The following is a 23,401-nucleotide window of genomic DNA, read 5'->3' as shown; positions in this document are numbered from 1 at the left end:
CATACCGAATGCGTGATGGCACATTAGCATACGCCATCGAATCGTCGGCACGTCGGACGGGCGTAAAATTTTGACACTCAAAGGGATCCAAAACGCTTGCGAACACCAGCTAAGCGCATTATGTTGTGTCACGCAGAAAGAAAAACACTACATGATGTGTTTATGACTTTCTGCGCGGCTCACGATTTACTGCAAACCTCTTGTATCTCACATTGCTGGATGAAGGAGATTCCGTATGACAGATCGTCGCCCTCTCAACCCCAACGTGAACGTTCCAAAGCCTGGCGGTGGTGAACAACCACGGTCTCGCAACAAGGACGGTCAAGTCCGCGATAAACGGAGCGATGCTGGTAAACCGCGCGGCAAATGACGGCTTGCAGGTCATCAGCGTACGATCTCGCTGCTGACTTGTTCTGCCTCTACAAATTAGCCTTGGTGTATGCACAGAAGCAGCGCAATTCGAAGCACCAGTGCTACACCCTGACTCGAAAAGGGGCGCTGGTAATGCGCCCCTTTCGAGTATCACTCAGCAATCCGCTTTATCGCTTTTTCGATACGCTGACGGCCCGCGTGGGCAAGCTTACCGACCCCGGCTTCCTTGGCCACCGCGTAAACCAGCCCCTCTCCTACGTGACCATGCTTGGTCATTTCATCTACCAAGGCACGTAGTTCAGGCAAGCAGATTTCAGCGAGTGGGCGAATGGCATCGTCATCACCCGGCCTACGGAAGACAACGTTCATATCCGAGTCGAGATGAGTCGGCCAGAAGAATGTTCCTGCCTGCTCCTCTTCATGGGATCGGAATCGTGCCCGCGCTATTTGATCGACGCGATCACGAATGCGCGAGCCCGTTCTAACCCAGCCATGAGCACGCGCTATACGCCGTGCAAGCGCCATATCGAGCACAGGCCCCTCTTCTGCTACCACATGGGCAATCATCTGCTCCAAGGTAGCTGTGTAGCTCGGTTCGAAGAATCGGTCTGGATCAACCGCTTCCACAGCCTCGGCAGGGTCTGCTTCCTTGTAAACCAGGTGCTCCACTGGCACATAAGGAATCACGGTATCTTCTGCTGCTTGAGCCGCGGCAGCTCTCGCGTACTTCAACTCTGGCATTGCGCCAGACGGATCATTGGCTTCGGCAACTGAAGTCGAAGCTACAACAGCCACCTGATCCACCACCTCAATGACTTCAGCCATAGCAGCATCGACTTTCAGGCGCTCCGCCTCATGCGCAGCATCAATGACGGCTTGCTTGGCTCTCGACTCAGCGAGTAGCTCCGTCAATTTTTGATGAACCTTTTCTGCAGTCCCTACGGCATCAACCCACCAGTCGGTCGACCAGATCCGCACGATCTCCCAGCCAAGTCCCCGCAATACAAATTCCCGCAGTTTGTCGCGATCACGCGCAGTCGCACTTCGGTGATAGGTAGCACCGTCGCATTCGACGCCGGCGAGGAATCGTCCTGGAGCATCAGGGTGTACAACACCCAAGTCTATTCGGAAGGAGGAGACACCAATCTGGGTATGAACCTGCCAGCCCTTCTTGGCCAAAGCAGCTGCGACCGCCTCTTCGAACGGGCTGTCGAATCCACCTACGCTGCCAAAGTTAGCCTCTGCCAACGCCTGCGGCCCACGCTCGGCGAACTCGAGGAAGTGTTTCAGGTCGCGCACCCCGACGGCTTGCGTCCGAGCAAGGTCAATGTGCTCTGGGCGCAGGGTCGAGAACAGCACCAATTCTTGGCGAGCACGCGTGATTGCAACGTTGAGTCGGCGTTCGCCACCTGGACGGTTCATCGGGCCGAAGTTCATAGACATCGCGCCAGCAGCGTCTTTCCCGTAGGTGGTCGAGAAGTAGATGATGTCTCGCTCATCGCCCTGCACACTCTCCAGGTTCTTCACGAACACAGGCTCGAGCTCAGACTCAGCGAAATACGAATCGAGCGACGGATCCTTCCGGCATGCCTCATCAAGCATGTCCATGATGAGCTTCTGCTGCTCACCGTTGAACGTGACGACTCCCACGGTACGACGGCTCTCACGGAAAGACGGCGACTGAAGGCGAGTGACGAGGTCAGCAACTAGGGCTCTTGCTTCGATCAGGTTGGTACGTGAGCCGCCCTTGTCGTAGACACCTGCCACTGGGCACAATCGCACAGCCTTGTCAGCTGTGAACGGCGATGGGAAGGTCACAAGCTTCGAGCCGTAGTAACGCTGGTTCGAGAAGGCGATCAAGCTCTCATGGCGGCTACGGTAGTGCCAGTTCAGGTTTCGCATCGGTAGGTTTGCGCTGATGCACTCATCCAGGATGCTCTCCAGATCTGCTTCGACATCCTCATCATCAGCCGTAGACTCAGCACGGTCGAAGAACGAGGTCGGCGGGAGCTGTTTCGGGTCGCCCACCATGACAACCTGCTTCCCTCGCGCCATCGCACCAATCGCATCCCAGACTGGGATCTGAGAGGCCTCGTCGAAAATGACGATGTCAAACGGGGTCGAAGCCGGCGGTAGGTACTGAGCGATCGAAAGCGGGCTCATCAGCAAGCAAGGTGTCAGCTTCGTCAGCGCCTCGGGTGCTCGAGTCATGAGCTCCCGTAATGGAATGTGCTTAGTCTTCTTGCCCATTTCATGCCGCAGCAGGCCCCACTCAGAGGAGCGACTCACGCTGTCCTGGCTTGGCAGGTCAGCGCACAGCCGCGCCCGGAGCCAGTCCTTCGTCAGCTCGGTAAACTTGTCATCCAGCGCGCGGAAGTCGCGAATGCGTTGTTCGTGCTCGACGCTGACGAACGTCCGAATGACCTCCTCGTTGTCGACAGTGGTATTCAGCCACCAGCGAGCGTAATTCACCTCAAGGGCGCGACGGACTTTCCCGGAGGTGATCGCTCCGCTTTCCATGGCCTGAACAATCGGCGAGAGGCCAACGGCGAAGGCCTCATCGCGCACCTTTCTCCAGGAACACCAAGCCTTGAGTCGCGCCTCAGAAGAAACTACGGTCTCGCAGCTTTTCTTGAGGTCACTCAATGACAGGTGAGCGGTCTCATCAGTACCTGATTCGGTGAAGTGGCCTATCGACGTCAGGTGCGATGAACGCTCCTCCAGCAGCCCAAGCTTTTCACGCAGGGCAGCGCCAGCAAGTGAGATGGCACCTTCCGACTCCAGCAGCGCGTTGCCATCGCCCAACAGTGTTTGCAGAGGCGCCTTGTAAGCAGCAATCTGCTCCGGGTTCAGCGCGAGCTTCGCGACAGCAGTCGCTATTTTCCCCTGGAACACCACGGCCTGACGAGCTATCTCCAGCTTGGTCTTCAGCTCGCTCCAGACAGGCACCAACTCCCGCAGGTCAGCCAAGTCGGCCAAATCACGCTCAACCGTTGCCCGCTGTTTCAGCAGATCGAAGTCACCCTTCAGCAACGATCCACAACGGCCCTCTGCTACTTCGGAGTGATCATCAACGAGGCGACCGCGCTCTTCGATATCTCGACGCTCAGACTGGAAACGCAGTGCTGCGGTAAGGTGATCAATGTTAGTGCCCTCACCGCACCACAGCTGTTGAGTGCTCGAGCCAAGTTCGGACAGCGCGGCCATATCGCTATCAAGACGAGTCAGCGTGCGAAGCCGCCGGAGCTCTTCCTTCAATGCGTCTCCCAGCTGGCCCTGCTCGACCAACTGGAACCCCTCATCGATCCAGGCCAAGTCAGCTTGCTGGAGCCGAATGGCCTCTTGAAGCTTGATCGACGTCGAGATCTGCTCAGCGTCAGACTTTGAACCTTGCCAAACGGCAACGCACTCGTGCCCGGGTTCGAGCTCATCAATTGCGCGGCGCACGGCGCGGATCTCTGCCCAAGTAGCCAGATCTTTACCGTGATCGGCTTCACCCGAAGTGGTTTGAGACGGAGCCAACAAACCTGCGATACGACGCTTTCCGAACCAGGATTTTGGCCAGAACGCCTCCTCTGCTTCCTTCCACTCACGCAGCAACAGATCAATGTCGAGCGACTCAATCACATCGCCATAGGTCGCACTGAGCTGATGCTTGAGCTCTACTATTTGGCCAAGCAGTGCCACCGCCTGAGCAAGCTCATCGGTGACACTCTCTGGCCAGGCTGCGCTGAGCTCACCAAAAGTGGTACGACGTTGCTGTAGTAACTCGATACCCTGCTTTGCATCTGCGATAACTCGCGAGGGCCAGAGAGCGGATAGCTTGGCGTTGATCTCTCGATGCTGTTCAACCCACGCACAACCATCGCTCAACCGCTGGGAAATCGAACGAGCATCAGGACGCAATGCGAATCGCCAATCTTGTCCTGCAGCCGCAGGGAGTGCCTGGGAAAGGACTGACAGCCCCTCCAGTGCAGTCGGGGTGTAATCCGTAGCTGGGAGCCCGGCTAGCTCTACGAATCGATCAGCAGCACGCTGCACATCCAGCACGGCAGGCAGCACATCTCGAGCAGCCTGCACGAGCTGTTGTTGCCAATGGGGTGACCATTCCGCCTGACCAATCGTGGCCAACGCATTGCCAGTAAGCTGGCTGTACCCCACGGCATGCGCGTTCACTTCGAGGCGATCGCCCAATTCACGAAGCTCAAGCATGGCTTTCTGGTCGTGCGTGTCAGGTGAAGCCCAGCCAACCGGCGCAACAGCTTCATCGCCACCCGAGGTGACCGTGCCAATCGCATCGTAGATGGTGTAACCGTTGCGATGGCGCCGGTGCAGGCGCTCGACGTAAATATTCAAGCTATCGCGTAGCGTGGCAAGGCGCTGCGCTTCAACCTCCCATGCCGCGGAATCCACTTGCCCCTTGGCTTCCCAGGCAGATTGCAGCTGGGCAAGGACGTCGGTCTTTCGAGCCTTGCTCGAGTGAAGCTCAAGACAGAACTCGCCTAGGCCAATCTCACGTAGTCGACGGTACACAACATCCAGCGCCGCGATCTTCTCCGAGACAAACAGCACTCGACGCCCTTGGGCAATCGACTGAGCGATCATGTTGGAGATCGTTTGGCTCTTGCCGGTACCGGGCGGGCCGATGAGCACGAAGTCTTTGCCCTTGGCTGCCGCCATCACAGCTGCTAGTTGAGACGAGTCAGAAGGCAGCGGACAGAAAACATCCGTCGGGCCGTAATCACGATCCAGCGACTGCGCATCTGGGAACGGGGTGTCCGAAACGAACGAATCGCGCGGCGTATCCAGGAGGTGCTGAACCACTGGGCTCTGCCGTAGGTGCTCGGCGTTCTCGGCCAGATCCTTCCACATGAGGTACTTGGCAAACGAGAACATCGACAGCACGACATCCTCGCTCAGCTCCCAGCCAGGAATGTCCTTGATAGCGTGACCAACTTTGTTCCAGATGCCGGCGATGTCCAGACCTGAATCGTCCCGCGGCAGCTCATGCTCCAGGGAGCCCAATCCCAACTCGAAGTCTTGCCGGAGCATCTCAATCAGCGTCGGGTTGAAGCGTGGCTCATCATCGTGGAGCACCATGGTGAACCCGGATCGAGCGCTCTTGCGCTCCAGCGTGACGGGAACCAGAACCAGAGGCGCCTTGTACTTCTGCCCTTCCCTGTCTTCACGCGTCCAGCTCAAGAAACCGATAGCCAGGAAGAGTGTGTTCGAGCCACCTTCCTGCAAGGCTGTACGAGCCCCGCGGTAAAGCTCAGTGAGTCGCACATCCATCTCATTAGATTTCAGGGCAACGAACACCTCTCTACGCTTGAGGGCGTCTTCCGCATGCCGGCGACGAACATCCTCATGTTCACGTTGCTCGTAAAGAGCAAGCTCCCGCGGATCAGCACCATCCATGAGGTCTGGACGGGTGAGCAGCTTCAGCGACTGACCACTGGCCAGTACGTCCTCAAGAGCACCCGGGTCTGGGGACTCTAGCTTCAGCGCCCGCTTGCCCGTCTTGAAGTTCAGGAGGTTGTTTCGAAGAGAGAGATCCAGGAGCTTACGCTGCCAACGACCAAGACGATCGGCTGGGTCGAGCTTCGAAAGATCTTCGACGACCACCTCGTGTCTCTCGTCTGGAATACCCGCTCCGTCTTCGACCAGGAGGGCTGGAGCATCGTCCGATATCTCATCAGCAATCCGCGCGATCTGAGCCTCAGCACTCGCAAGCGGCTTGATCCGCTGCAGTCGAGCCCGGCGAATGTCGAGCAGCATTTCAAACTCGCTATCCGCGTCTTCGGCAATCTGTTTTTCACCTCTCTCCACCGCGTAGGAGAAAGTTGGAACGAGATTCTGCGTACTGAGCGTAGTTTCGAATAGAACCAGCTCCCGCAGCTTCACCCGTTTGCGCACCGCCGTCACATCATCGACAAGGGCAGTGGTGAACTCTTCAGGCTTCATCCACAGGCCCGCGAAGGCGTGTCCACGGGTGAATACGATTACCGGGTTGAGGCCGATTTGCTCCAAGGCGGCGCAGAACAGCAGGGTCAGATCCATACAGGTAGCCAAGCCGGTATCGGCAATCTGGCTGGGGCTGCGCACCTTTTGACCAGACTGTTCAAAGCTTGCGGGCGGCAATGCATAGTCGAGCTTCATCCGTGCAACGGCGCTCCACACTGCAGACGCCAATTGCCAGGCTCGTTTGGCGCCACCCTCATATCCGTCCAGTGACGAGGACAGTTCACTTTGACGAAGCAAGTCAGCTGTCTGCTTCAGCAGACGCTCGACAGCCGGATCATTCGGCTGGACGAAGGCGGCCGTCATGTCCGGAATATGCCGCAAACCACCCCACTGATTTCGGGGCAGCAGGTCTACGACCTGCTCGAAACGGGCAATCTCCTTCCTACCGCCCTCTGCTTCTTTGTCATCGGCCTCGAGCACGAAAGAAAAAGTCGATAGCTCTGCTTCGGTCAGGCGGCTAAGTAACGGGCCGTCCAACACCAAATCAAGCCCTGGAATGATTCGGAAGCTGTCTGCCGCAACCTCATCGATCCGCCAGACCTTGGCCTTGAACACTTCAGGTTCCGAGGTCAACGTCAGGGTCGCATTGACGAAGCGGTCTTCTGTCTCGTTCGAGATGCGAAGCTCGCGAATCACGGGAATGGCGTTCTGGAAGTCGGCAAGGTTCAGCTTCGCCACCAAGGTGGCCAGGATCTTCACTTCTTTAGGAGGGGTTTCGTCTTGGTGCGTGAGGGGCTGAACGATGTCGTCCATGCGCAACCTTCCTTGTCGTTATGCCCAAGGGAGTGCCGGAATTGGCCGGCCAGAGGGCCCCTCTTGAGCGAATGGCGAGATGATAGCGCTTCCAGTTACAGTCGTAATGAGCCTTTGGTCGCGCCTAGACGATCGCTAACCATTGAAAGGTTTCAGCAATGAACAAAATGGCCTATCAGTGTGCCGTAGCGCTTACCTGAAGCTGATATCTCACCTTGCTCAACTCTGCCTCAGCCTGCCGAAGCTCGCTCTTGATACTTGTCCACATCAACACCAACGTGGCGATCTTCTCGCGGGAGGCCGTCAGCTCTTCACCCTTCATGGCCAGTTCACTCTCGAGCAATATCCGTATCGTCCGAGGCCCGCAGTTCCTTGATCTCAGCTTCTGCGATTGCGAGCTTCTGTACCAAATCCCTTTCTCTCTGCTGTACCTCCAAGTTTTTGGAGCGTGCCTCGCTCGCCTCTTTGGTCTTGGTTTCGAGCTGGTGAGCCAGCAGCTCTTTGGCCCCTTCCGCGCGAGCAGTTGCAGCATTGGCAATACCCAGGTCGCCTCTCAGATGCTCGATAGCGTCACGATGCAGGCTGGCCTCCTTGGCGTGCTGGCGGCTTTCGGCGATCAATCGCTCATTATCGCGAATCAGTCGAGTGGCCTCTTCCTGCTTAACCATGAGCGTCTGCTGGAGGACTGTCACCTCTTGCTGCATCTGGTAGATCTGAGTTTCGTGACGGTTTAGATCCTGGTCGCGCTGTTCCTTTACTGCTATTCGGTAGTGCTCGAGTGCTTCTCTGGCGTGCGTATGCTTCTCCTCCAAAGATTCGATCTGGGCGTCCTTCTCTTGCACGCGAATCTCAAGGTCGCTGCAGCTCTGGCTGATCCGGGCGTTTCGAGTGATCTCAGTTTGAAGGCTGGATTGAACGATGTTGAGTTCTTCGCCCTGGGCCTGCAGGGCTGACTGCAGCTTGGCCATCTCCAATTGCGACTGCTCAAGCTTGCTTTGAAGTGTACTGCTCTCAGCTTTCAGCGCTTTGCGTTCCAGCTCAAAAGCGGCTCGCTCACGCGCCAAGGCTTCGTTTCCCTCCTCAACCAGGCGTTCAAGCATCTTGCTCACCAGCTCCGTGAGTTCATCACTTAAGCGCGAAGGCGAAGCCGAGGGTCGGGGATCGTGTGATTCAATCTCCTTCAAAAAACGCTGAATCGTTGTCTTTGAGCCGGTATTTCCAAGTTCGATGCGTATCGCGTCGATACTAGGGTTCTGCCCTCTCGACAGCAGAGCCTCGCGAGCCTTGCGCACCAGTACCAGGTTAATGCCGCCTCTAGCCATGTCTATCCCTACGATTTCGTACCGTTTTACGTTTCATGTAATTACGTGCCACTTTAACACCATTAGATACAAAGTTTTCCTTAGTTTTTGGCAAGACATAATCGAGGTTTATGGCTTGTCATGCCGTTGAGCGGCAGTAAAATGGTTAGAAATGCCGTACAAATGGTAAAAGCGAGCAACCGATGGCTCGAAGCGGGGAAAATTGCGTGGTTGAAGTGGTCAGCAAGGCAGAGAGGTACCTAGAGGCGAGCGTTCGAGAGAACACCTCGAAGAGCTATGCGGCTGCCCTCGCCCACTACGAGGTGACCTGGGGCGGCTATCTGCCCACTACCAGTGAGTCAGTGGTACGGTATATCGCTGAGTACGCTGACCAACTGGCGCTCAGTACCCTCAAGCAGCGCTTGGCTGCCCTAGCCAACTGGCATCAAAGCAACGGATTCCCTGACCCCACTAAAGCACCCAAGGTCAGGCAATTGTTAAAAGGCATTCGGGCATTACACCCTGTGCAGCAAAAGCAAGCGGCACCCCTAGCATTGCTGCATCTCGAAAAGGCAGTGGCGCATCTCCAGGAGGAGGTTGTTCAGGCAAGAGCTGCCGGCAACATGTCTAGCCTACTCAAAGCGACTCGCGATATCGCCCTGCTGACGATCGGCTTTTGGAGAGGGTTTCGCGGAGACGAACTCGCCAGGCTCACCATCGAGAACACACATGCCGAGCGCTACGTTGGGATAAGGTTTTACTTGGGAACTAGCAAGGGGGATCGACAAAATATCGGGAGGGAGTACAAAACCCCCTCATTGACCAAGCTATGTCCTGTGGAGGCATACCTCAATTGGCTGGAAGCTTCTGGCCTCACCCGCGGCGGCGTATTCCGGGGCATTGATCGTTGGGGCAACATCAGCGATCGACCTCTCGCTGCCCACAGTCTCATCCCCCTTCTTCGGGGCACCCTAGAGCGCTGCGGCCTACCCTCTCAAACGTTTACCGCTCACTCCATCCGGCGGGGCTTTGCCACATGGGCGGCGAGTTCAGGCTGGGACATCAAGACCTTGATGGAATACGTAGGCTGGAGTGACATGAAGTCGGCGCTGCGCTATGTGGAGCCCGCCCAGCAATTCGGCGGACTCGTGCGGAAGCTTGAGGGGTGATTTCTGGCGCGCTCTGATTGCCAACAGAGGTAGGATTGCGTTGACCGCTGCTGGCTGGAGTTTCTGGATAGGCATGATCGAGACAGATGGCCATCTCAGCTCACTTACATCTCATGACGTCCCGGTCCAATCGGGTGTAGCCATTGAAAACGTAGAAATTTGATTCAATGCCAGCGGTTGGGATGTATAAAAAAACCGCCCTTGAAGGCGGTTTGTCTGCGTTCGGAAGATGATTCTAGCGAGCCAGCCAGCTTTCCACTTCCTCGGATCCGTACTCGGCTTTCCATTCCTTAAGCAGCTTGTGATTGCCGCCCTTGGTTTCGATGATCTCGCCATTGTGCGGGTTCTTGTACTGCTTCACCTGACGGGCGCGGCGCGGGGACTTTTCTGCAGCTGAAGGAGCGACTGAACGACGGTTCGCCTGCGGATCCAGAATGTTGATAATGTCGCGAAGGCTGTAACCGTATTTGCTCAGCAAATCGCGCAGCTTGGTCTCAAATTCGATTTCTTTCTGCAGCTCAGAAGAGCTTTTCATTTCTTCCAGCTCGGCCAGCTGGGCGGCCAATTTTTGCTCAAGCTGACGGAATTCTGCCAGGCGGGACATATGAGATCCTCAAATTTAATGAAAATAGTCGGACATCCTAAAGCATTTCGTTAACGATGTCTTTTAGTTTGACGCTGATTCTAAATCATCGTTGACTTTAACTTACCATGGATTGTTTTCTCTAGAGTGCATAAATCTTGACACATTCATGATGTTGTACTGACCGCAGGCTACTCTGCTTGCAGAATTCACGTGCCTTTTCGACACGCTCAATCGTCCCGCGCATCACATTCAACCGACGGTTAACTTCCTATACCCAGACTGATAGGACGACAGCCCGGCCTAGCTTCGCACGCTCCTCAACCACACGAGCAGGCGTAACAGGTTAGACCGGTCAGGTCACACTCCTCGAGTAAATAGCGTTGTGAGCTTGAATTTGCAGCTGAATTGACTTTATTTGCACCCAGAAGTGAAATACAAATCGTTAAGCGCAGCGGTCTGACCAGTTCATAAAACGACCTTTCGATTGAGAATGGTCGATCCTGCGACGAGAGGTAGTGAGCTACTACCATTGCTGCCATTAATAGTAATGATTAATGAAGATAAGATTTTTATTAGTAAATACTATGAACCTGCGCATCTATGATGTGCTTCGTTGTGCATATTTCTGGTCAGACCGGACAAAGGAAGCGGAAATTCTTCAGCCACCCTAAACTGTTACTCATCAGATTCTGTCTGTCACAGATCTGCTGCGAATGGGGACGACCCAATCCGCTCAGCGAAGGCCGTCAGGCCGCACGAGTCAAAACTGGATGACGAAAATCATGTTGCTCCACGATCAAAACAATCGAGTCTGTATCGCATGTTTTTTCCACTTCTCGTGCACCTCATCCATCCGTTCAAACCTACATAGCACTCCGCCACCGCAGCGGGACCCTACTATCCAAACGCCGGAACTCACATTCACGTCCTCAGCGCATCAATAAACACCATAATCCATTCTCACAAGGCACTCGCAGACTTGGCGATACCCTTCGTTATCCATAAGAAGACTGCAGGGGGCGCCCCCCCCCCAAGCCAAGGGCCGGTTCGATGAGCCAGTTAGCCGCCAATTGATGGTTACCCAAAACGAATGCCGCTAGACCGCGAACCTGATCCATTCGCACAGAAACAACGGAACTGACTACTCCAGCAACTCGGACCTGCTGATGAGCAAGGGCCTAGTAAATCTATCGCTAGCATACGGGCCTCCAATTGTTTGTTTTAGCTGGCTTATGGATAGGGGCCCCTTACAATAGCTACAAGATCGCTCGTGCGTTCGAGGCCTATCTGATGCAACATCCAGAAATTATCGCTGAGCGGGCGCCAACAAACGACTCCGCTATAACCACCTCTACCAGACATCACCAACATGGACCGGATGAACGTACGCTGGAACATGAAAACCAGCACTGCGCAATTTAAACCGGAAAGACAACTGAATAGAACAAGCGGTCCAGACTGCCAGCTCAATCCGACTCAAAAGCAACTTTGATTGGCAGCTCACCTGCCTCGAATAACTCAGCTGCAACTTTATGCCGGCGAGCTTGTTCCAGGTGCTTACGCATGTGATCAGCTGCTGCAAGCCGATCACCTTTTTCAAGACAAGCAAGGATAGCGAGATGCTCAACCGCCTGCTCTCGCCGAGGAGCGCGCTTGCTAGCCTGACGGTATTCCACAAGACGGCGAAGCTGGTCGAGACGACGAACCGTCTGGACGTGAAATCTGTTGCCGGAAAAGCTGGCAAGCGTCTCGTGAAACTGAGCATTTGATTCGAACAGTTCCTGCGGAGTCATGGTCAGGTAGCCGCCATCAGCAATGAATTGCTGCTGCTTTTTACAGCGAGCCAAAGCTTCGGTATCGATCATAAACGTTGGGGCAAGCAGTCCCGCCGGCTCGATGATCGCTCGGAAGGAATAGCTTTCTTCGTAGGCTTCGACCGAGTCGATCATCGGCAGGAATTGCCAGCCTTGGCCGGCACGCTGCTCAATCCAGCCTTCTTGTTGAATGCGGCTCAAAACCCCTCGCAGCATATAGCGTGAAATGTTGAATAAACGCATCAGGTCCGTTTCAGCAAACTGCTCAGGAATCTGGCCGTTCAGTCGCATCACCGCGATCTGCTGATAGACCGGGTCGTCGATGGAGACCGACAAATCTTGGGCAATTTCAGCCAGATCATCATAGGGCTTGGCCAGGAAAAAACCGCGATTGCGGTCCTGACTCAGCAATCCTCGCTCGGCAAGGTAGTTGAGAGCAATCTTGATAGGAGTTCGTGACGTCTTCAAAGCCTTAGCCAGTCCTAGCTCCGAGACATGATGCCCCGCAGCCAGTTGCTCTTGGCGAACATAGGCAACGATATCGCGAGCCACGCGGGCTTGAAGAGGCGTCAAATTCATATCTTTTCCGAGTTGGGGCGTTGGATTGTGGGGCTCCTCCCATCAGACGAACCCCACAGCTCCCACATTATGCCTTTTGCGGGTTCATTTCCAAATGGAGTTCGGCGTTAACAGATGTCGAGACCATTGGCTTACGGGTCATAGCAGTGCAATAAACGCACCAGCCACCAGGAGGATGCCTGCGATCATGAGGACCAGTTGTACGAACTCGTGGCTTGAACAGCGTCCCAGTGGCGCTCGGAGCGGCCACACCGAAAAGGTTTCCGCCAACGACAATGAACGCAACTGCCCGACAACGTCACCGGTACTTGGCAGCAGGTCCTTGAGCAAAGAGAAGTTCAGCGAAGTAGTCGACGCGATGCCAGCCAAAGTGAGCGACGTAATCAAAACCAGCGATGCAGTAGATTCAGCAAACGGCACAAGAAAAAATGCAGTTATCAATCAGCATCGAGATCGCAATCACGTTACGGCGCTTGCCTGAGTTAAACCCGCCACCGCGAGTCAGATACCAGCCGATGAGGTTGCCCAGCCCCATGTATAGCACGACTGCAGCAGCATACAGGATGGCAGTCACTAGACCGATTTCTCCAGCAATAGATGCCGCTCTTGCTGAAGGTAGCTCGGCAGCCAGGTCAGGAGGGGATGCTGGGTGTAGACGTTGCAGCCTTGCGCAGAGGCTGCAGTACCCCCTTTTTGCCGCCACCGGAACGCGAATCCAAGATAGTTTTGCTCTCTTGGCTGCACAGCCACCGCATGTCTTCAGGCTTGCCGAAGAACAGAAACCCAGCCAACAGCCAACCGCCAGCAGAGCCGACGGCCAGCCATCAACTTACGAAGCTGAGTGATAGACCGGGAATGCTCCGAACATCACGCCACCTACCAACATGGCCATGCTCACCAGGAGCGCCCATTTCAACGCAAAGCGCTGGTGGTCACCCAGGTCGACTTTTGCCAACGCCACCAGCAGATATAGCGAAGGCACCAATGGGCTGAGCAAGTGAACAGGCTGACCAACCACCGATGCCCGGGCGATCTCCAGATGCGAGATTCCGTACGTAGCGGCGGTCTGGGCGATCACTGGCAAGATGCCGAAGTAGAAGGCATCGTTCGACATGAAGAAGGTGAACGGAATGCTGACCAAGGCAGTGAACACCGCCAGGTATGGGCCAAACGCATCAGGAATGACTGCCAACAGCCCCTTCGCCATCGCATCGACCATGCCGGTACCCGAAAGGATGCCGGTGAAGATGCCTGCGGCGAAAATGACCGAAGTCACCGCGAGAACGTTGCCCGCGTGAGCGGAGATACGCTCTTTCTGCTGCTCCAGATGTGGGTAGTTGATCATCACCGCGATGGCGAAGCAGACCATGAACAGCACTTGAATCGGCACGATACCTGCCATCAACACGCCAATCATCGTTGCAGTGAGTAACAGGTTGGGCCAGAACATGTGCGGACGGCGATTGCGATCGCACTCCTCATGCGAACCATTACCCAACGCGATAGAGCCGTTGTGGAAATCATCCACGGCAACCACGCCCAGGCGAGCACGCTCACGTCGACCCAGCAGAATTGCGATGAAGAGCAAGCAGGCGCAGCCCAGCAGCATCGACGGCACCATCGGCAGGAAGATGTCCATTGCATCGACATGCAGCGCAGCCGCAGCACGGGCAGTAGGACCACCCCACGGGGAAATGTTCATGATGCCGTTTGCGATGTTGACCACGCAGGTCAGGCCCAGAACGCTCATTCCCAGGCGCTGATAAAGCGGCAGGAATGCGGCGACCACGATCATGTAAGTAGTGGAACTGTCGCCATCCAGGGATACAAGCATGGTCAAGATCGTGGTTCCGACCAAGACCTTCAGCGGGTCACCCTTCACGATCTTCAGGATGCAGCGCACCAATGAATCGAACAGTCCCGCGTCGATCATGATGCCGAAGTAAAGAATCGAGAAGGTCAGCATGACGCCAGTCGGCGCCAGAGTCTTGATGCCGTCGAGCATCATCGTGCCCAGGCCGGCATAGAAACCGCCAATCAGGGCAAACACGATCGGTACCACAATCAGGGCGACCAGGGCAGTCAGCCGCTTGGTCATGATCAGGTACATGAAACAGGTGACCATCGAAAAACCGAGCACGGTCAGCAGCATGGCTCTCTCCTTATTTTATTAGTGCCGCGAAGCCAGGCTTTTAGCGGTACGAAGCGGAAGGAGCGGACTGAGGCCGGACGGATTTACGGTAGGTCTGATTGCATTTCATCTTGAATTTCCTCGTTTTTGTCTTTGTGCGGGAAAGGCTGGCAGGCAGATCAATGGCCGGTCTTCAGGCTTCAAGGTGACCATTCGGCGCTCGACCGAAGTTTTTCTGCTGGAAGTAAATTGACTCAAGTTTAGACAAAGCGCAATATCACCTCACAAAAAACACGCCTGTGAGGTCCCCGGCATGAGCAAGCACATTGGCCAAACCCTGGCCGTAAACGGTCGCAACTACCGCGTCTGCAACGTATCTGAAGCCGTAAAAGCGATAGGCGGCGACTTCGCCCGCCTGCCAATGAGCCTCCGGATCCTCGCTGAGAACGTCCTGCGTACCGAGGCAGAGCCGAACGAGGCGCTGAAAGTAATTTGCACTCGCTCTAAAAACAGCGACATCCCCTTCCGCCCCGCTCGCGTAGTACTTCAGGACCTGCTCGGCACCCCTGCCTTGGTCGACCTGGCCGGCCTGCGTGACGCAGTAGCAAAAGCAGGCGGTGATCCACGTCAGGTAAACCCGGTCACCCCTACTCACCTCGTCGTGGACCACTCGCTGAACGTAGAGCGTTGGGGTGATGCCAGCGCATTGGCCGATAACGAAGCTATCGAGCGCGAGCGCAATGCCGAGCGCTTTGCCTTCCTGGGCTGGTGCAACAAGGCCTTCAACAACCTGTCGATCGTGCCTTCCGGTAACGGCATCCTTCACCAGATCAACCTGGAGCGCCTGACCACCGTCATCGGTACGCGCGAATCCGAAGGTGATCTGTGGGCCTTCCCAGATACGCTAGTCGGCACTGACAGCCACACCACCATGATCAATGGCATCGGCGTGCTGGGCTGGGGTGTTGGTGGTATCGAGGCAGAAGCCGCAATGCTGGGCAAAGCCCTGATGATGCGGGTTCCAGAAATCGTCGGCGTCCGACTGGAAGGCGTCCCGCCATCGGGCTACGTTGCTACCGACATCGCGCTTGCCTTGACCGAAAGCCTGCGCAAAGCCGGCGTAATCGGCAGCGTGTTGGAATTCCATGGACCAGGCGTTGCCGCCCTGTCCTTGGCGGACCGTGGCACCCTGTCCAACATGGCTCCTGAGTTCGGCGCTACCGCAGCAATGTTCGCGATCGACGATCGCACCCTGCACTACCTGCGACTCAGCGGTCGCGGCGGTGAGATTGCCGAGCTGACCGAGGCTTATGCCAAACATCAAGGTCTGTGGCATGACAGCCTGGAATCGGTCGAATACGACCGTGTCGTCACCCTCGACCTGAGCACCGTTGGTCGTGCGATTGCCGGCCCGAAACAACCTCACCAGCGCATCCTGCTGGGTAAAGGCGAAGCAGCAAAAGACGTCCCTACCGGCCTGGATAACGGCTCGGTCGTGATTGCCGCCATCACCAGCTGCACCAACACCTCCAACCCCCGTGGCGTGATCGCTGCGGCCCTGGTCGCCCGCAATGCACTCAAGCGCGGTCTGCGTAGTGCTCCATGGGTCAAGACTTCCTTCGCACCCGGCTCCAAGGTGGTCGCCGACTACCTGGACCGTGCAGGTCTGAACGTGGACCTCGACAACATGGGCTTCAACGTTGTTGGTTACGGCTGCACGACCTGCAACGGCATGTCCGGCCCTCTGCTCAGCAAAGAGATCGAGGACGAAATTCGCACTCGCAAGCTGGAAACCGTTGCAGCGACCTCCGGTAACCGCAACTTCGAAGGTCGCGTACACCCGCTGGCTCGTGAAGTGTTCATCATGTCCCCTCCCCTGATCGTGGCGTACGCGATCGCTGGCACCTACCGCATCGACCCGCAAGTGGATGCGCTCGGCACCGACGCCGAAGGCAAGCCGGTTTACCTCAGCGAGCTGTGGCCTTCGGATCAAGAGCTGGACGAGATCGAGAAGAAAGCACTGTCGGCCGACCTGTTCGACAAGGCCTACAGCTCGGTACCTCGCGAAGCGGGCGTCATCGCCTCTGACCTGCGCGCCGGCGTCACCGATCAGTACGCCTGGGACCAGAGCAGCACTTACATCCGCAAGCCGCCGTACTGGAGCGATGAGCTGACTGCTACCGACCCTCAACGCGACCTGAAAGACATGCGCGTTCTGGTGATGCTGTCGGACAACATTACTACCGACCACATCTCGCCGTCGGGCGCCATCCTGCCGGACAGCGACGCCGGTTCGTACCTCAAAGGCCACGGCATTGGTGTTGATGACTTCAACTCCTACGGCACTCGTCGCGGCAACCACGAAGCCGCGCAGCGCGCCACCTTCGCAAGCCCCCGCCTGAAGAACGAGCTGATGAGTGACGGCCGCGAAGGCCCTTGGACGCTGCTGCTGCCGGAAAACCGCGTGAGCACCGTGTTCGAAGCCGCCCAAGCCTACGCCGATCGCAAGCAGCCTCTGATCGTAGTGGCAGGCAAGGAGTACGGCAGCGGTTCGTCGCGTGACTGGGCAGCCAAAGGCCCTCGCCTGCTGGGCGTGCGCGTTGTCGTGGCCGAGAGCTTCGAGCGCATCCACCGCACCAACCTGGCTGGCCTGGGCATCCTCCCGCTGCAGTTCCCAGAAGGTGTAACTCGCAAGACGCTGGGCCTGACCGGTCACGAGAAGTTCTCGGTGGAAGGCATAAACGACACCTTCGCGCCTGGCGACAAGCTGCAACTCGTCATTGAGCGTGCAGATGGCACCACTGAAAACGTAACCGTCACCAGCCGCCTGGATACGCATGAAGACGTGCGCTACTTCCGCCGCGGCGGCCTGCTGCCGCAGCTGCTGGTGGAGAGCATGGACAAGGCTGCACAAGCGAAGCAACTGGAAGGAGCAGTGTAATGACTCAAGTTCGAATCCCTGCCGTATTCATGCGCGGTGGCACCAGTAAAGGCGTCTTTTTCCTGGAGCAAGATGTTCCGGCTGCAGGCCCCGAGCGTGATGCACTGATGCTTCGCGTCATCGGCAGCCCGGATCCTTATGGCAAGCAGATCGACGGCATGGGTGCTGCCACCTCCAGCTCCAGCAAGGTCGTCATCATCGGTAAATCGGGTCGTACCGATTGCGATGTTGATTACCTGTTCGGTGCCCCGGCAATCGAAAACCCGGTGGTCGACTGGTCCGGTAACTGCGGCAACCTGAGCGCAGCCGTTGGCCCATTCGCCATTCGCCAAGGGCTAGTCGATGCTCCTCGTGACGGCATCGCCACCATCCGAATTTGGCAGGCCAATATTCAGAAGCGCATCATCGCCCATGTCCCGATGAAGGATGGCGAGGTCGTTGAAGAAGGTGATTTCGTGCTGGATGGCGTCGCCTTCCCTGCTGCCGAAATCGTCGTGGAATTCCTTCAGCCTGGCGGTTCGGGCGGCAGCATTCTTCCAACCGGTAATGTCGTGGATGAACTGGATATCCCTGGCTTCCCAAGCTTGCCGGCAACGCTGCTCAACGCAGGCAACCCGACGATCTTCGTCGACGCTCAGCGCGTTGGCCTGACCGGAACCGAGACCCAAGACCAGGTGAATGGCAACGCCGAACTGCTGCAGTCGCTGGAAACCATCCGCGCACACTGCACCGTAGCCATGGGTCTGGCGGCTACCGCTGAGGAAGCAACACGCCTTCGCCCTCACACGCCGAAGCTCTGCCTGGTAGCTGCGCCGCAAACCTACGGCGCTGCCGGTGGCAAGACAGTCGAAGCCGGCGAGATCGATGTGATCGCCCGCATCCTTTCCATGGGCAAATTGCACCACGCAATCACCGGCACTGGCGCTGTAGCCGTTGCCGTGGCGGCCGCTCTGGAAGGCACGCTGGTCAACCGTATCGTCGGCGATATCGGTGAACGCCAAGTCAATATGGGCCACACCGCCGGCACCGTTGCCGTAGGCGCGCAGACCACCCAAGTCGATGGCAACTGGATTGTAGACAAGGCCGTCATGAGCCGAAGCGCCCGCCGCCTGATGGAAGGCTGGGTGCTCGTACCGTCGAAGTACTGATGGCTCAGCTACCGCCGACCTTCGAAGGTCGGCGGCACTCATCACAACAAAAACAACGATGAGATTTTGCTATGTGCCCATCACCGCTTTTACCCGCCATTACTCGACGCACGCTGCTCTCTTCTACTTCCATCGTCGCTGCGGCAACCATTCTGGGCCTCGGAGCGGGAGCGGCAGATGCCAAATCAGGACCTGAGAAGAACTCTATGCAGCCTGCCAACTCGAACAAAACCCAAATTGTCTATGTGGGCTCCAGAACCACTCGCGAGCGAAACGCCCGCGGTGCAGGCATCACGGTTTATCGACATGACACGCAAACAGGTCGATCCGAATTGGTTCAAACCGTCGGCGATCTGACCAATCCATCCTTCCTGTGCCTCGACCAAACCCAGAGCCTGCTGTTCTGCGTACATGGCGACCAGTCCACTGTCAGCTCATTCCAAATTGAGCCAGCCAGCGGAACGCTCACCAAGGTAAGCTCGGTTAGTTGCGAAGGGAACAACCCCGTCCACCTTACCGTGGACAAGAGCAACAAATTCCTCGCTGTGGCCAACTATGCCACCGGCAGCATTGTCATTCTGCCGTTCGATAAGACCGGCCACCTGCAACCCGTCATCAGCAAATACGACCTTCCGGGCAACCCTGGCCCGCACAAGATCGAGCAGGCGAGCTCCCACCCGCACATGATCCCACGCGATCCATCGGGCCGCTTCCTGGTGGTCCCGGACAAAGGACTGGATAAAGTCTTTGTGTTTGATTTGAAGCAGAACGGGACCGCACTGAAGCCTGAACTGGCGCATGAAATCAAGACACGCGAGGGGGCCGGGCCTCGACATGTGGTGTTCTCTCCGACCGGGTCATTTGCTTACGTTGTGAACGAACTGGACAGCACGATCACCAGCTACCGCTACAACCAGAATGACGGCTCCCTGGTTCCATTCCAGGTGGCCCCAGCCCTCCCTCAGGACTTTGTAGGGGACAGCCGTGCAGCAGCGCTGGTCATGGCACCGGATGGAGTACATTTGTTCTCCTCCAATCGCGGGCATGACAGCGTGACCATTTATTCGGTGGATCAGCCTACCGGGAAGATCAACCCGATCGGCAACGTACCTAGCCAGGGCAAGAAGCCTCGGTTCATGACTGCGTCCCCTAACGGTCGCTTCTTGTTCGTCGCTAACGAAGACAGCGACAACATCAAGACTTTCTCCATTAGCCCGAAAGGCGAACTGGCTTTGCTGGAGCATCAGATCCAGACCGGCAGCCCGCTCTGCATGATTTTCCGCACCGCCTGAACCTCTTTTTTTCCTGATCCTGGCGTGCCGGGAGGCACGCCTACACCCCACGTTCCAATTGATGGAGCAGCAAATGCATAACATAAACAAAACTGGTTGCAAGCTTCTTGCCGTAACTCCTTGCCTGGCCGCAGCGACGGCTTATGGGGATGGCTTTATAGACGACAGCAAGGTCACCTTGCAAACGACGAACTTCTACATCAACCGCGATTTCCGTGACGGCGCCGGCCAGTCAAAGCGCGAAGAATGGGCCCATGGTTTCATTCTCGATGCGAAGTCCGGATACACACCAGGGCCAGTCGGTTTTGGGGTCGATGCTCTGGGCATGCTCGGCCTGAAGCTGGACTCAAGTCCCGATCGAACCGGTACCGGCCTGCTGCCGACCCATGATGATGGTCGCGCAGCCGACGAGTTCAGCCGCCTGGGCCTGACTGGCAAGATGCGCCTGTCCGAGACAGAGCTTAAATACGGCACTCTGATCCCCAAGCTGCCCACGGTTCAGGCCAACACTGGCCGCCTCCTCCCCCAGACCTTTGAGGGCGGCCTGCTCACCAGCAAAGAATTCGATTCGCTGTCCTTCATCGGTGCCCGCTTCGAGCGCCAAACCGATCGCGACTCGACAGACCGCGTACCGATCACACTAAACAACAAAAACCGTCGTTTCACAGGCAATGCCGAAGGTGACGCCTTCTGGCTGGGCGGCTTGGATTACCAGCTCACAAAAGACCTGCTGCTGATCTATCAATATGCAGAGCTGGAACACGTCTACCACCAGCACTTCGTGGGGGCGAACTATTCGATTCCAGTGGGCCGCGGGAAGATCAAAGCTGATCTTCGCTACATGGAAAGCGACGATGACGGTCGCGCTTTGGGCGGACGTATCGATAGCAGAGCAATTTCCGGCATGTTCACCTACAGCTTGGGCGGACATGCGCTGGGTCTGGGACTGCAAAAGATGAACGGTTCCACCTCCATGCCCTATCTCGATGGAACCGATCCTTACCTGGTCAACTTCGTCCAGCTCAACGACTTCGCCGAGCCCGGTGAACGTTCTTGGCAGCTGCGCTACGACTACAACTTCGCGGCTCTCGGCATTCCTGGCTTGACCTTCATGACCCGCTACCTGCGAGGCGATCAGGCCGACGCAGCGACTATCACCGGTGAGGGCCATGAATGGGAGCGCAACACCGAACTGCAGTACGTGGTGCAATCCGGTGCCCTGAGGAACGTATCGGTCCGGTGGCGTAACGCGAGCTATCGATCGAGCTTTGCACGTGGCGCGGATGAAAACCGCCTGATCGTGTCCTACACATTCCCAATATTCTAACCCTGGAGAAGGTATGAGCCCTATTGCCCAGCAGGTCCTCAAGGACCTGGCGCCCAACGGCATTCTGCATGCGGCGATCAACTTCGGTAACCCAGTGCTGGCTCAGCCAGGCGCTGACGGAGAACCGCATGGTGTTTCTGTTGCACTTGCTAAATCGCTGGCCGAAGAGCTGGGCGTAGTTCTCGAATTGCGCACATACGACGCGGCCGGGAAGGTATTCGCTGCACTTGAAGAAAACGCGTGGACGTTGGCCTTCCTGGCTATCGAGCCTGTCCGCGCCGCCCAGATCAGCTTCAGTGAACCCTACGTACTTATCGAAGGGACCTATCTGGTAAAGGCCGAGTCGCCCTATTCCAAAACCGAGGACCTGGATCAACCTGGACTTCGGCTTGCGGTAGGCAACGGCGCTGCTTACGACCTGTACCTGTCACGTACGTTGCAGCATGCAGAGCTACACCGAGCTGAAACGTCTGCAGGTGCAGTAGACCTATTCATTGACCAAGACCTGGATGCTGCCGCCGGGGTCAGACAACCGCTGGAACAAATCGCAGCCAAGAATCAGAATTATCGGGTGATGCAGGGAGCCTTCACCGCTATCCGCCAAGCAGTCGCAGTGCCACGAGGCCGTGATGCTGGAGCAGCCTATGTTAGAGACTTCGTCGAACGACGATTGGCCGAGGGCTTCATCCGGGGTGCATTACTTGCCAGCGGGCAAACCGACGTCAGCGCACCCCGTTGAGGTCGATACTGGAGACGAGGCCTCATATAATCTGATGGGCTTCACTGGTCCCGATCTGTGAAAACAAACAGTTACAGGGTAATCGTTAGTGCCATCAATCAATTTTTTGGCAAGTTCGGTTCTTCAGATCGTTCGCGAATCAGCAAAAGAGCATCCCAATAGAATGGACAGTTGGATTGACGCAAAGACCAGCGCTTCGATGGTGTACAAAGACGCAATGCCGCCCTGGATTGTTGAGTTTGACAATGGCGTAACCCTTAATGGAGCAATGCCCTACGCACGGATCGAGGGATATCGTCCTCTGACACTGGACCTTTACCTACCGCCCAGCCCGCGTCAGTCCTCTCCTTCCCCGTTGCTGATTTATATACATGGCGGCGGATGGCGACGAGGCGACAGTCATCGGTCAGGAGTGTTCAGCGATTTCCCGCGGCTGCTGGCAGAGATAGCCGCCCGCGGATATGCCGTGGCGTCGATCAACTACCGACTGAGCGCGGAAGCGAGGTGGCCTGGACAGCTCGAGGATGCCAAAGCCGCCCTGAATTATCTGGCAGAAATCGCTGAAGATCTTCAAATTGACACTACCAATACCTACGTCTGGGGAGTATCCGCTGGCGCGCAGATCGCTGCAAGTTTGGGCAACCCGTGGACCGATGGTAACTCTCCCGCGGCCGAACCTGGAGGCCGTGCTGTCACAATTCAAGCCGTAGCGGTATGGTACGGCGTGTTCTGCTTCCAAACCCTCCCTTATCAAGCCCAACTCCTCGGGTTGTCTCTTCCGCAGCACGAGCTCGCTCCAGAGTCGCAATTACTGCGTTACTTACCCGACTCCTCGGATGTTCCTAAAGGGGCCAGTCCGGCGTTAGAAGTTAGCAACGAAACAGCGCCCACCTTGATTTTGGTAGGGAGAAAAGATGAAAAAGTCCCTTACTTACAAAGTATTCAATTAGCGCATGCGTTAGCTGCAGCTAACGTTCCGCACCAACTTACTGTGTATCCCGATGTTGGTCACAGCTTCATCTGCGAGCAAGATAGTACGATCACTCATAAAACCAATCTAGAAGCCTTAAACACTACCATTCAGTTCTTCGACGCTCGGGCCTTCGATTGATTGATCAAGGTTGGTCTTGAGTCGCAGGCTGGGTGGCGAAACTCACCAGCAGACGCATGCCATATTCTCCCAAGCAGTGACTAATGTAGGCCCTGATCCTAGAGCCTGGGATGT

At 56.5% G+C, this 23,401-nt stretch carries 13 protein-coding genes; 7 read left to right on the top strand and 6 right to left on the bottom strand.

The features are described 5' to 3' along the window. Window positions 1-522 precede the first annotated feature (522 nt). Together SB756_RS20420 and SB756_RS20415 are read right to left on the bottom strand one after the other, a co-directional pair. Window positions 523-7,149, bottom strand: coding sequence for a DUF3320 domain-containing protein (locus tag SB756_RS20420; RefSeq protein WP_410911609.1), 6,627 nt, complete (start codon window positions 7,147-7,149; stop codon window positions 523-525). Window positions 7,150-7,478: 329 nt separating this feature from the next. Next, window positions 7,479-8,471 (bottom strand): DNA-binding protein, encoded by a 993-nt coding sequence (locus SB756_RS20415; protein ID WP_033693255.1) that lies wholly within the window; start codon window positions 8,469-8,471, stop codon window positions 7,479-7,481. Between the two features lie 206 nt (window positions 8,472-8,677). On the opposite strand from SB756_RS20415, the gene SB756_RS20410 reads away from it, so the two are divergent. After that, window positions 8,678-9,619 (top strand): tyrosine-type recombinase/integrase, encoded by a 942-nt coding sequence (locus tag SB756_RS20410; protein ID WP_027915684.1) that lies wholly within the window; start codon window positions 8,678-8,680, stop codon window positions 9,617-9,619. Between the two features lie 235 nt (window positions 9,620-9,854). On the opposite strand, the gene SB756_RS20405 is transcribed toward SB756_RS20410, so the two are convergent. The 4 genes from SB756_RS20405 to SB756_RS20390 form a co-directional block, all read right to left on the bottom strand. Further along, window positions 9,855-10,223, bottom strand: a complete 369-nt coding sequence (locus SB756_RS20405; RefSeq protein ID WP_161774806.1) for a histone-like nucleoid-structuring protein, MvaT/MvaU family — start codon at window positions 10,221-10,223, stop codon at window positions 9,855-9,857. Window positions 10,224-11,671: 1,448 nt separating this feature from the next. Further along, entirely contained in the window at window positions 11,672-12,598 is a 927-nt protein-coding gene (locus SB756_RS20400) for a GntR family transcriptional regulator (protein WP_027915682.1), read from the bottom strand. Window positions 12,599-13,004: 406 nt separating this feature from the next. Then, window positions 13,005-13,172, bottom strand: coding sequence for a hypothetical protein (locus SB756_RS20395; protein WP_155951524.1), 168 nt, complete (start codon window positions 13,170-13,172; stop codon window positions 13,005-13,007). A gap of 255 nt (window positions 13,173-13,427) precedes the next feature. Continuing rightward, window positions 13,428-14,747 carry a CitMHS family transporter gene (locus tag SB756_RS20390; protein WP_027609230.1) on the bottom strand — a complete coding sequence of 440 codons (1,320 nt, stop codon included), beginning with the start codon at window positions 14,745-14,747 and terminating at the stop codon, window positions 13,428-13,430. Window positions 14,748-15,042: 295 nt separating this feature from the next. On the opposite strand from SB756_RS20390, the gene acnA reads away from it, so the two are divergent. The 6 genes from acnA (at window position 15,043) to SB756_RS20360 (ending at window position 23,287) form a co-directional block, all read left to right on the top strand. Then, window positions 15,043-17,670 (top strand): aconitate hydratase AcnA, encoded by a 2,628-nt coding sequence (gene acnA / locus SB756_RS20385; RefSeq protein WP_410911607.1) that lies wholly within the window; start codon window positions 15,043-15,045, stop codon window positions 17,668-17,670. Beyond that, window positions 17,670-18,818, top strand: a complete 1,149-nt coding sequence (gene prpF, locus SB756_RS20380) for a 2-methylaconitate cis-trans isomerase PrpF (protein WP_027609228.1) — start codon at window positions 17,670-17,672, stop codon at window positions 18,816-18,818. The genes acnA and prpF overlap by 1 nt, the downstream gene beginning before the upstream one ends. Before the next feature lie 71 nt (window positions 18,819-18,889). Next, window positions 18,890-20,110: a lactonase family protein gene (locus tag SB756_RS20375; protein WP_410911606.1), complete on the top strand. Its 1,221-nt coding sequence runs from the start codon at window positions 18,890-18,892 to the stop codon at window positions 20,108-20,110. 73 nt (window positions 20,111-20,183) lie between these two features. Next, on the top strand, window positions 20,184-21,437 hold the full coding sequence (locus SB756_RS20370) for an OprD family porin (protein ID WP_410911605.1): 1,254 nt from the start codon (window positions 20,184-20,186) through the stop codon (window positions 21,435-21,437). Between the two features lie 13 nt (window positions 21,438-21,450). After that, complete coding sequence (locus SB756_RS20365) at window positions 21,451-22,176, top strand: transporter substrate-binding domain-containing protein (RefSeq protein WP_027609225.1); 726 nt, start codon at window positions 21,451-21,453, stop codon at window positions 22,174-22,176. Window positions 22,177-22,264: 88 nt separating this feature from the next. Beyond that, on the top strand, window positions 22,265-23,287 hold the full coding sequence (locus SB756_RS20360; RefSeq protein ID WP_410911603.1) for an alpha/beta hydrolase fold domain-containing protein: 1,023 nt from the start codon (window positions 22,265-22,267) through the stop codon (window positions 23,285-23,287). Window positions 23,288-23,401: the final 114 nt, after the last annotated feature.

The sequence above is a fragment of the Pseudomonas sp. SIMBA_068 genome, assembly GCF_046534705.1.
Classification (GTDB): domain Bacteria; phylum Pseudomonadota; class Gammaproteobacteria; order Pseudomonadales; family Pseudomonadaceae; genus Aquipseudomonas; species Aquipseudomonas putida.
Note: the sequence above shows the minus strand (reverse complement) of the source record. Positions and strands in the feature narration are given on the sequence as shown.

Excerpts from the sequence above, each read along its gene's own strand:
- SB756_RS20405 (WP_161774806.1), bottom strand. The coding sequence starts at position 10,223 with ATGTCCCGCCTGGCAGAATTCCGTCAGCTTGAGCAAAAATTGGCCGCC.
- prpF (WP_027609228.1), top strand. The coding sequence starts at position 17,670 with ATGACTCAAGTTCGAATCCCTGCCGTATTCATGCGCGGTGGCACCAGT.
- SB756_RS20365 (WP_027609225.1), top strand. The coding sequence starts at position 21,451 with ATGAGCCCTATTGCCCAGCAGGTCCTCAAGGACCTGGCGCCCAACGGC.
- SB756_RS20415 (WP_033693255.1), bottom strand. The coding sequence starts at position 8,471 with ATGGCTAGAGGCGGCATTAACCTGGTACTGGTGCGCAAGGCTCGCGAG.
- SB756_RS20375 (WP_410911606.1), top strand. The coding sequence starts at position 18,890 with ATGTGCCCATCACCGCTTTTACCCGCCATTACTCGACGCACGCTGCTC.
- SB756_RS20370 (WP_410911605.1), top strand. The coding sequence starts at position 20,184 with ATGCATAACATAAACAAAACTGGTTGCAAGCTTCTTGCCGTAACTCCT.
- acnA (WP_410911607.1), top strand. The coding sequence starts at position 15,043 with ATGAGCAAGCACATTGGCCAAACCCTGGCCGTAAACGGTCGCAACTAC.
- SB756_RS20420 (WP_410911609.1), bottom strand. The coding sequence starts at position 7,149 with ATGGACGACATCGTTCAGCCCCTCACGCACCAAGACGAAACCCCTCCT.
- SB756_RS20400 (WP_027915682.1), bottom strand. The coding sequence starts at position 12,598 with ATGAATTTGACGCCTCTTCAAGCCCGCGTGGCTCGCGATATCGTTGCC.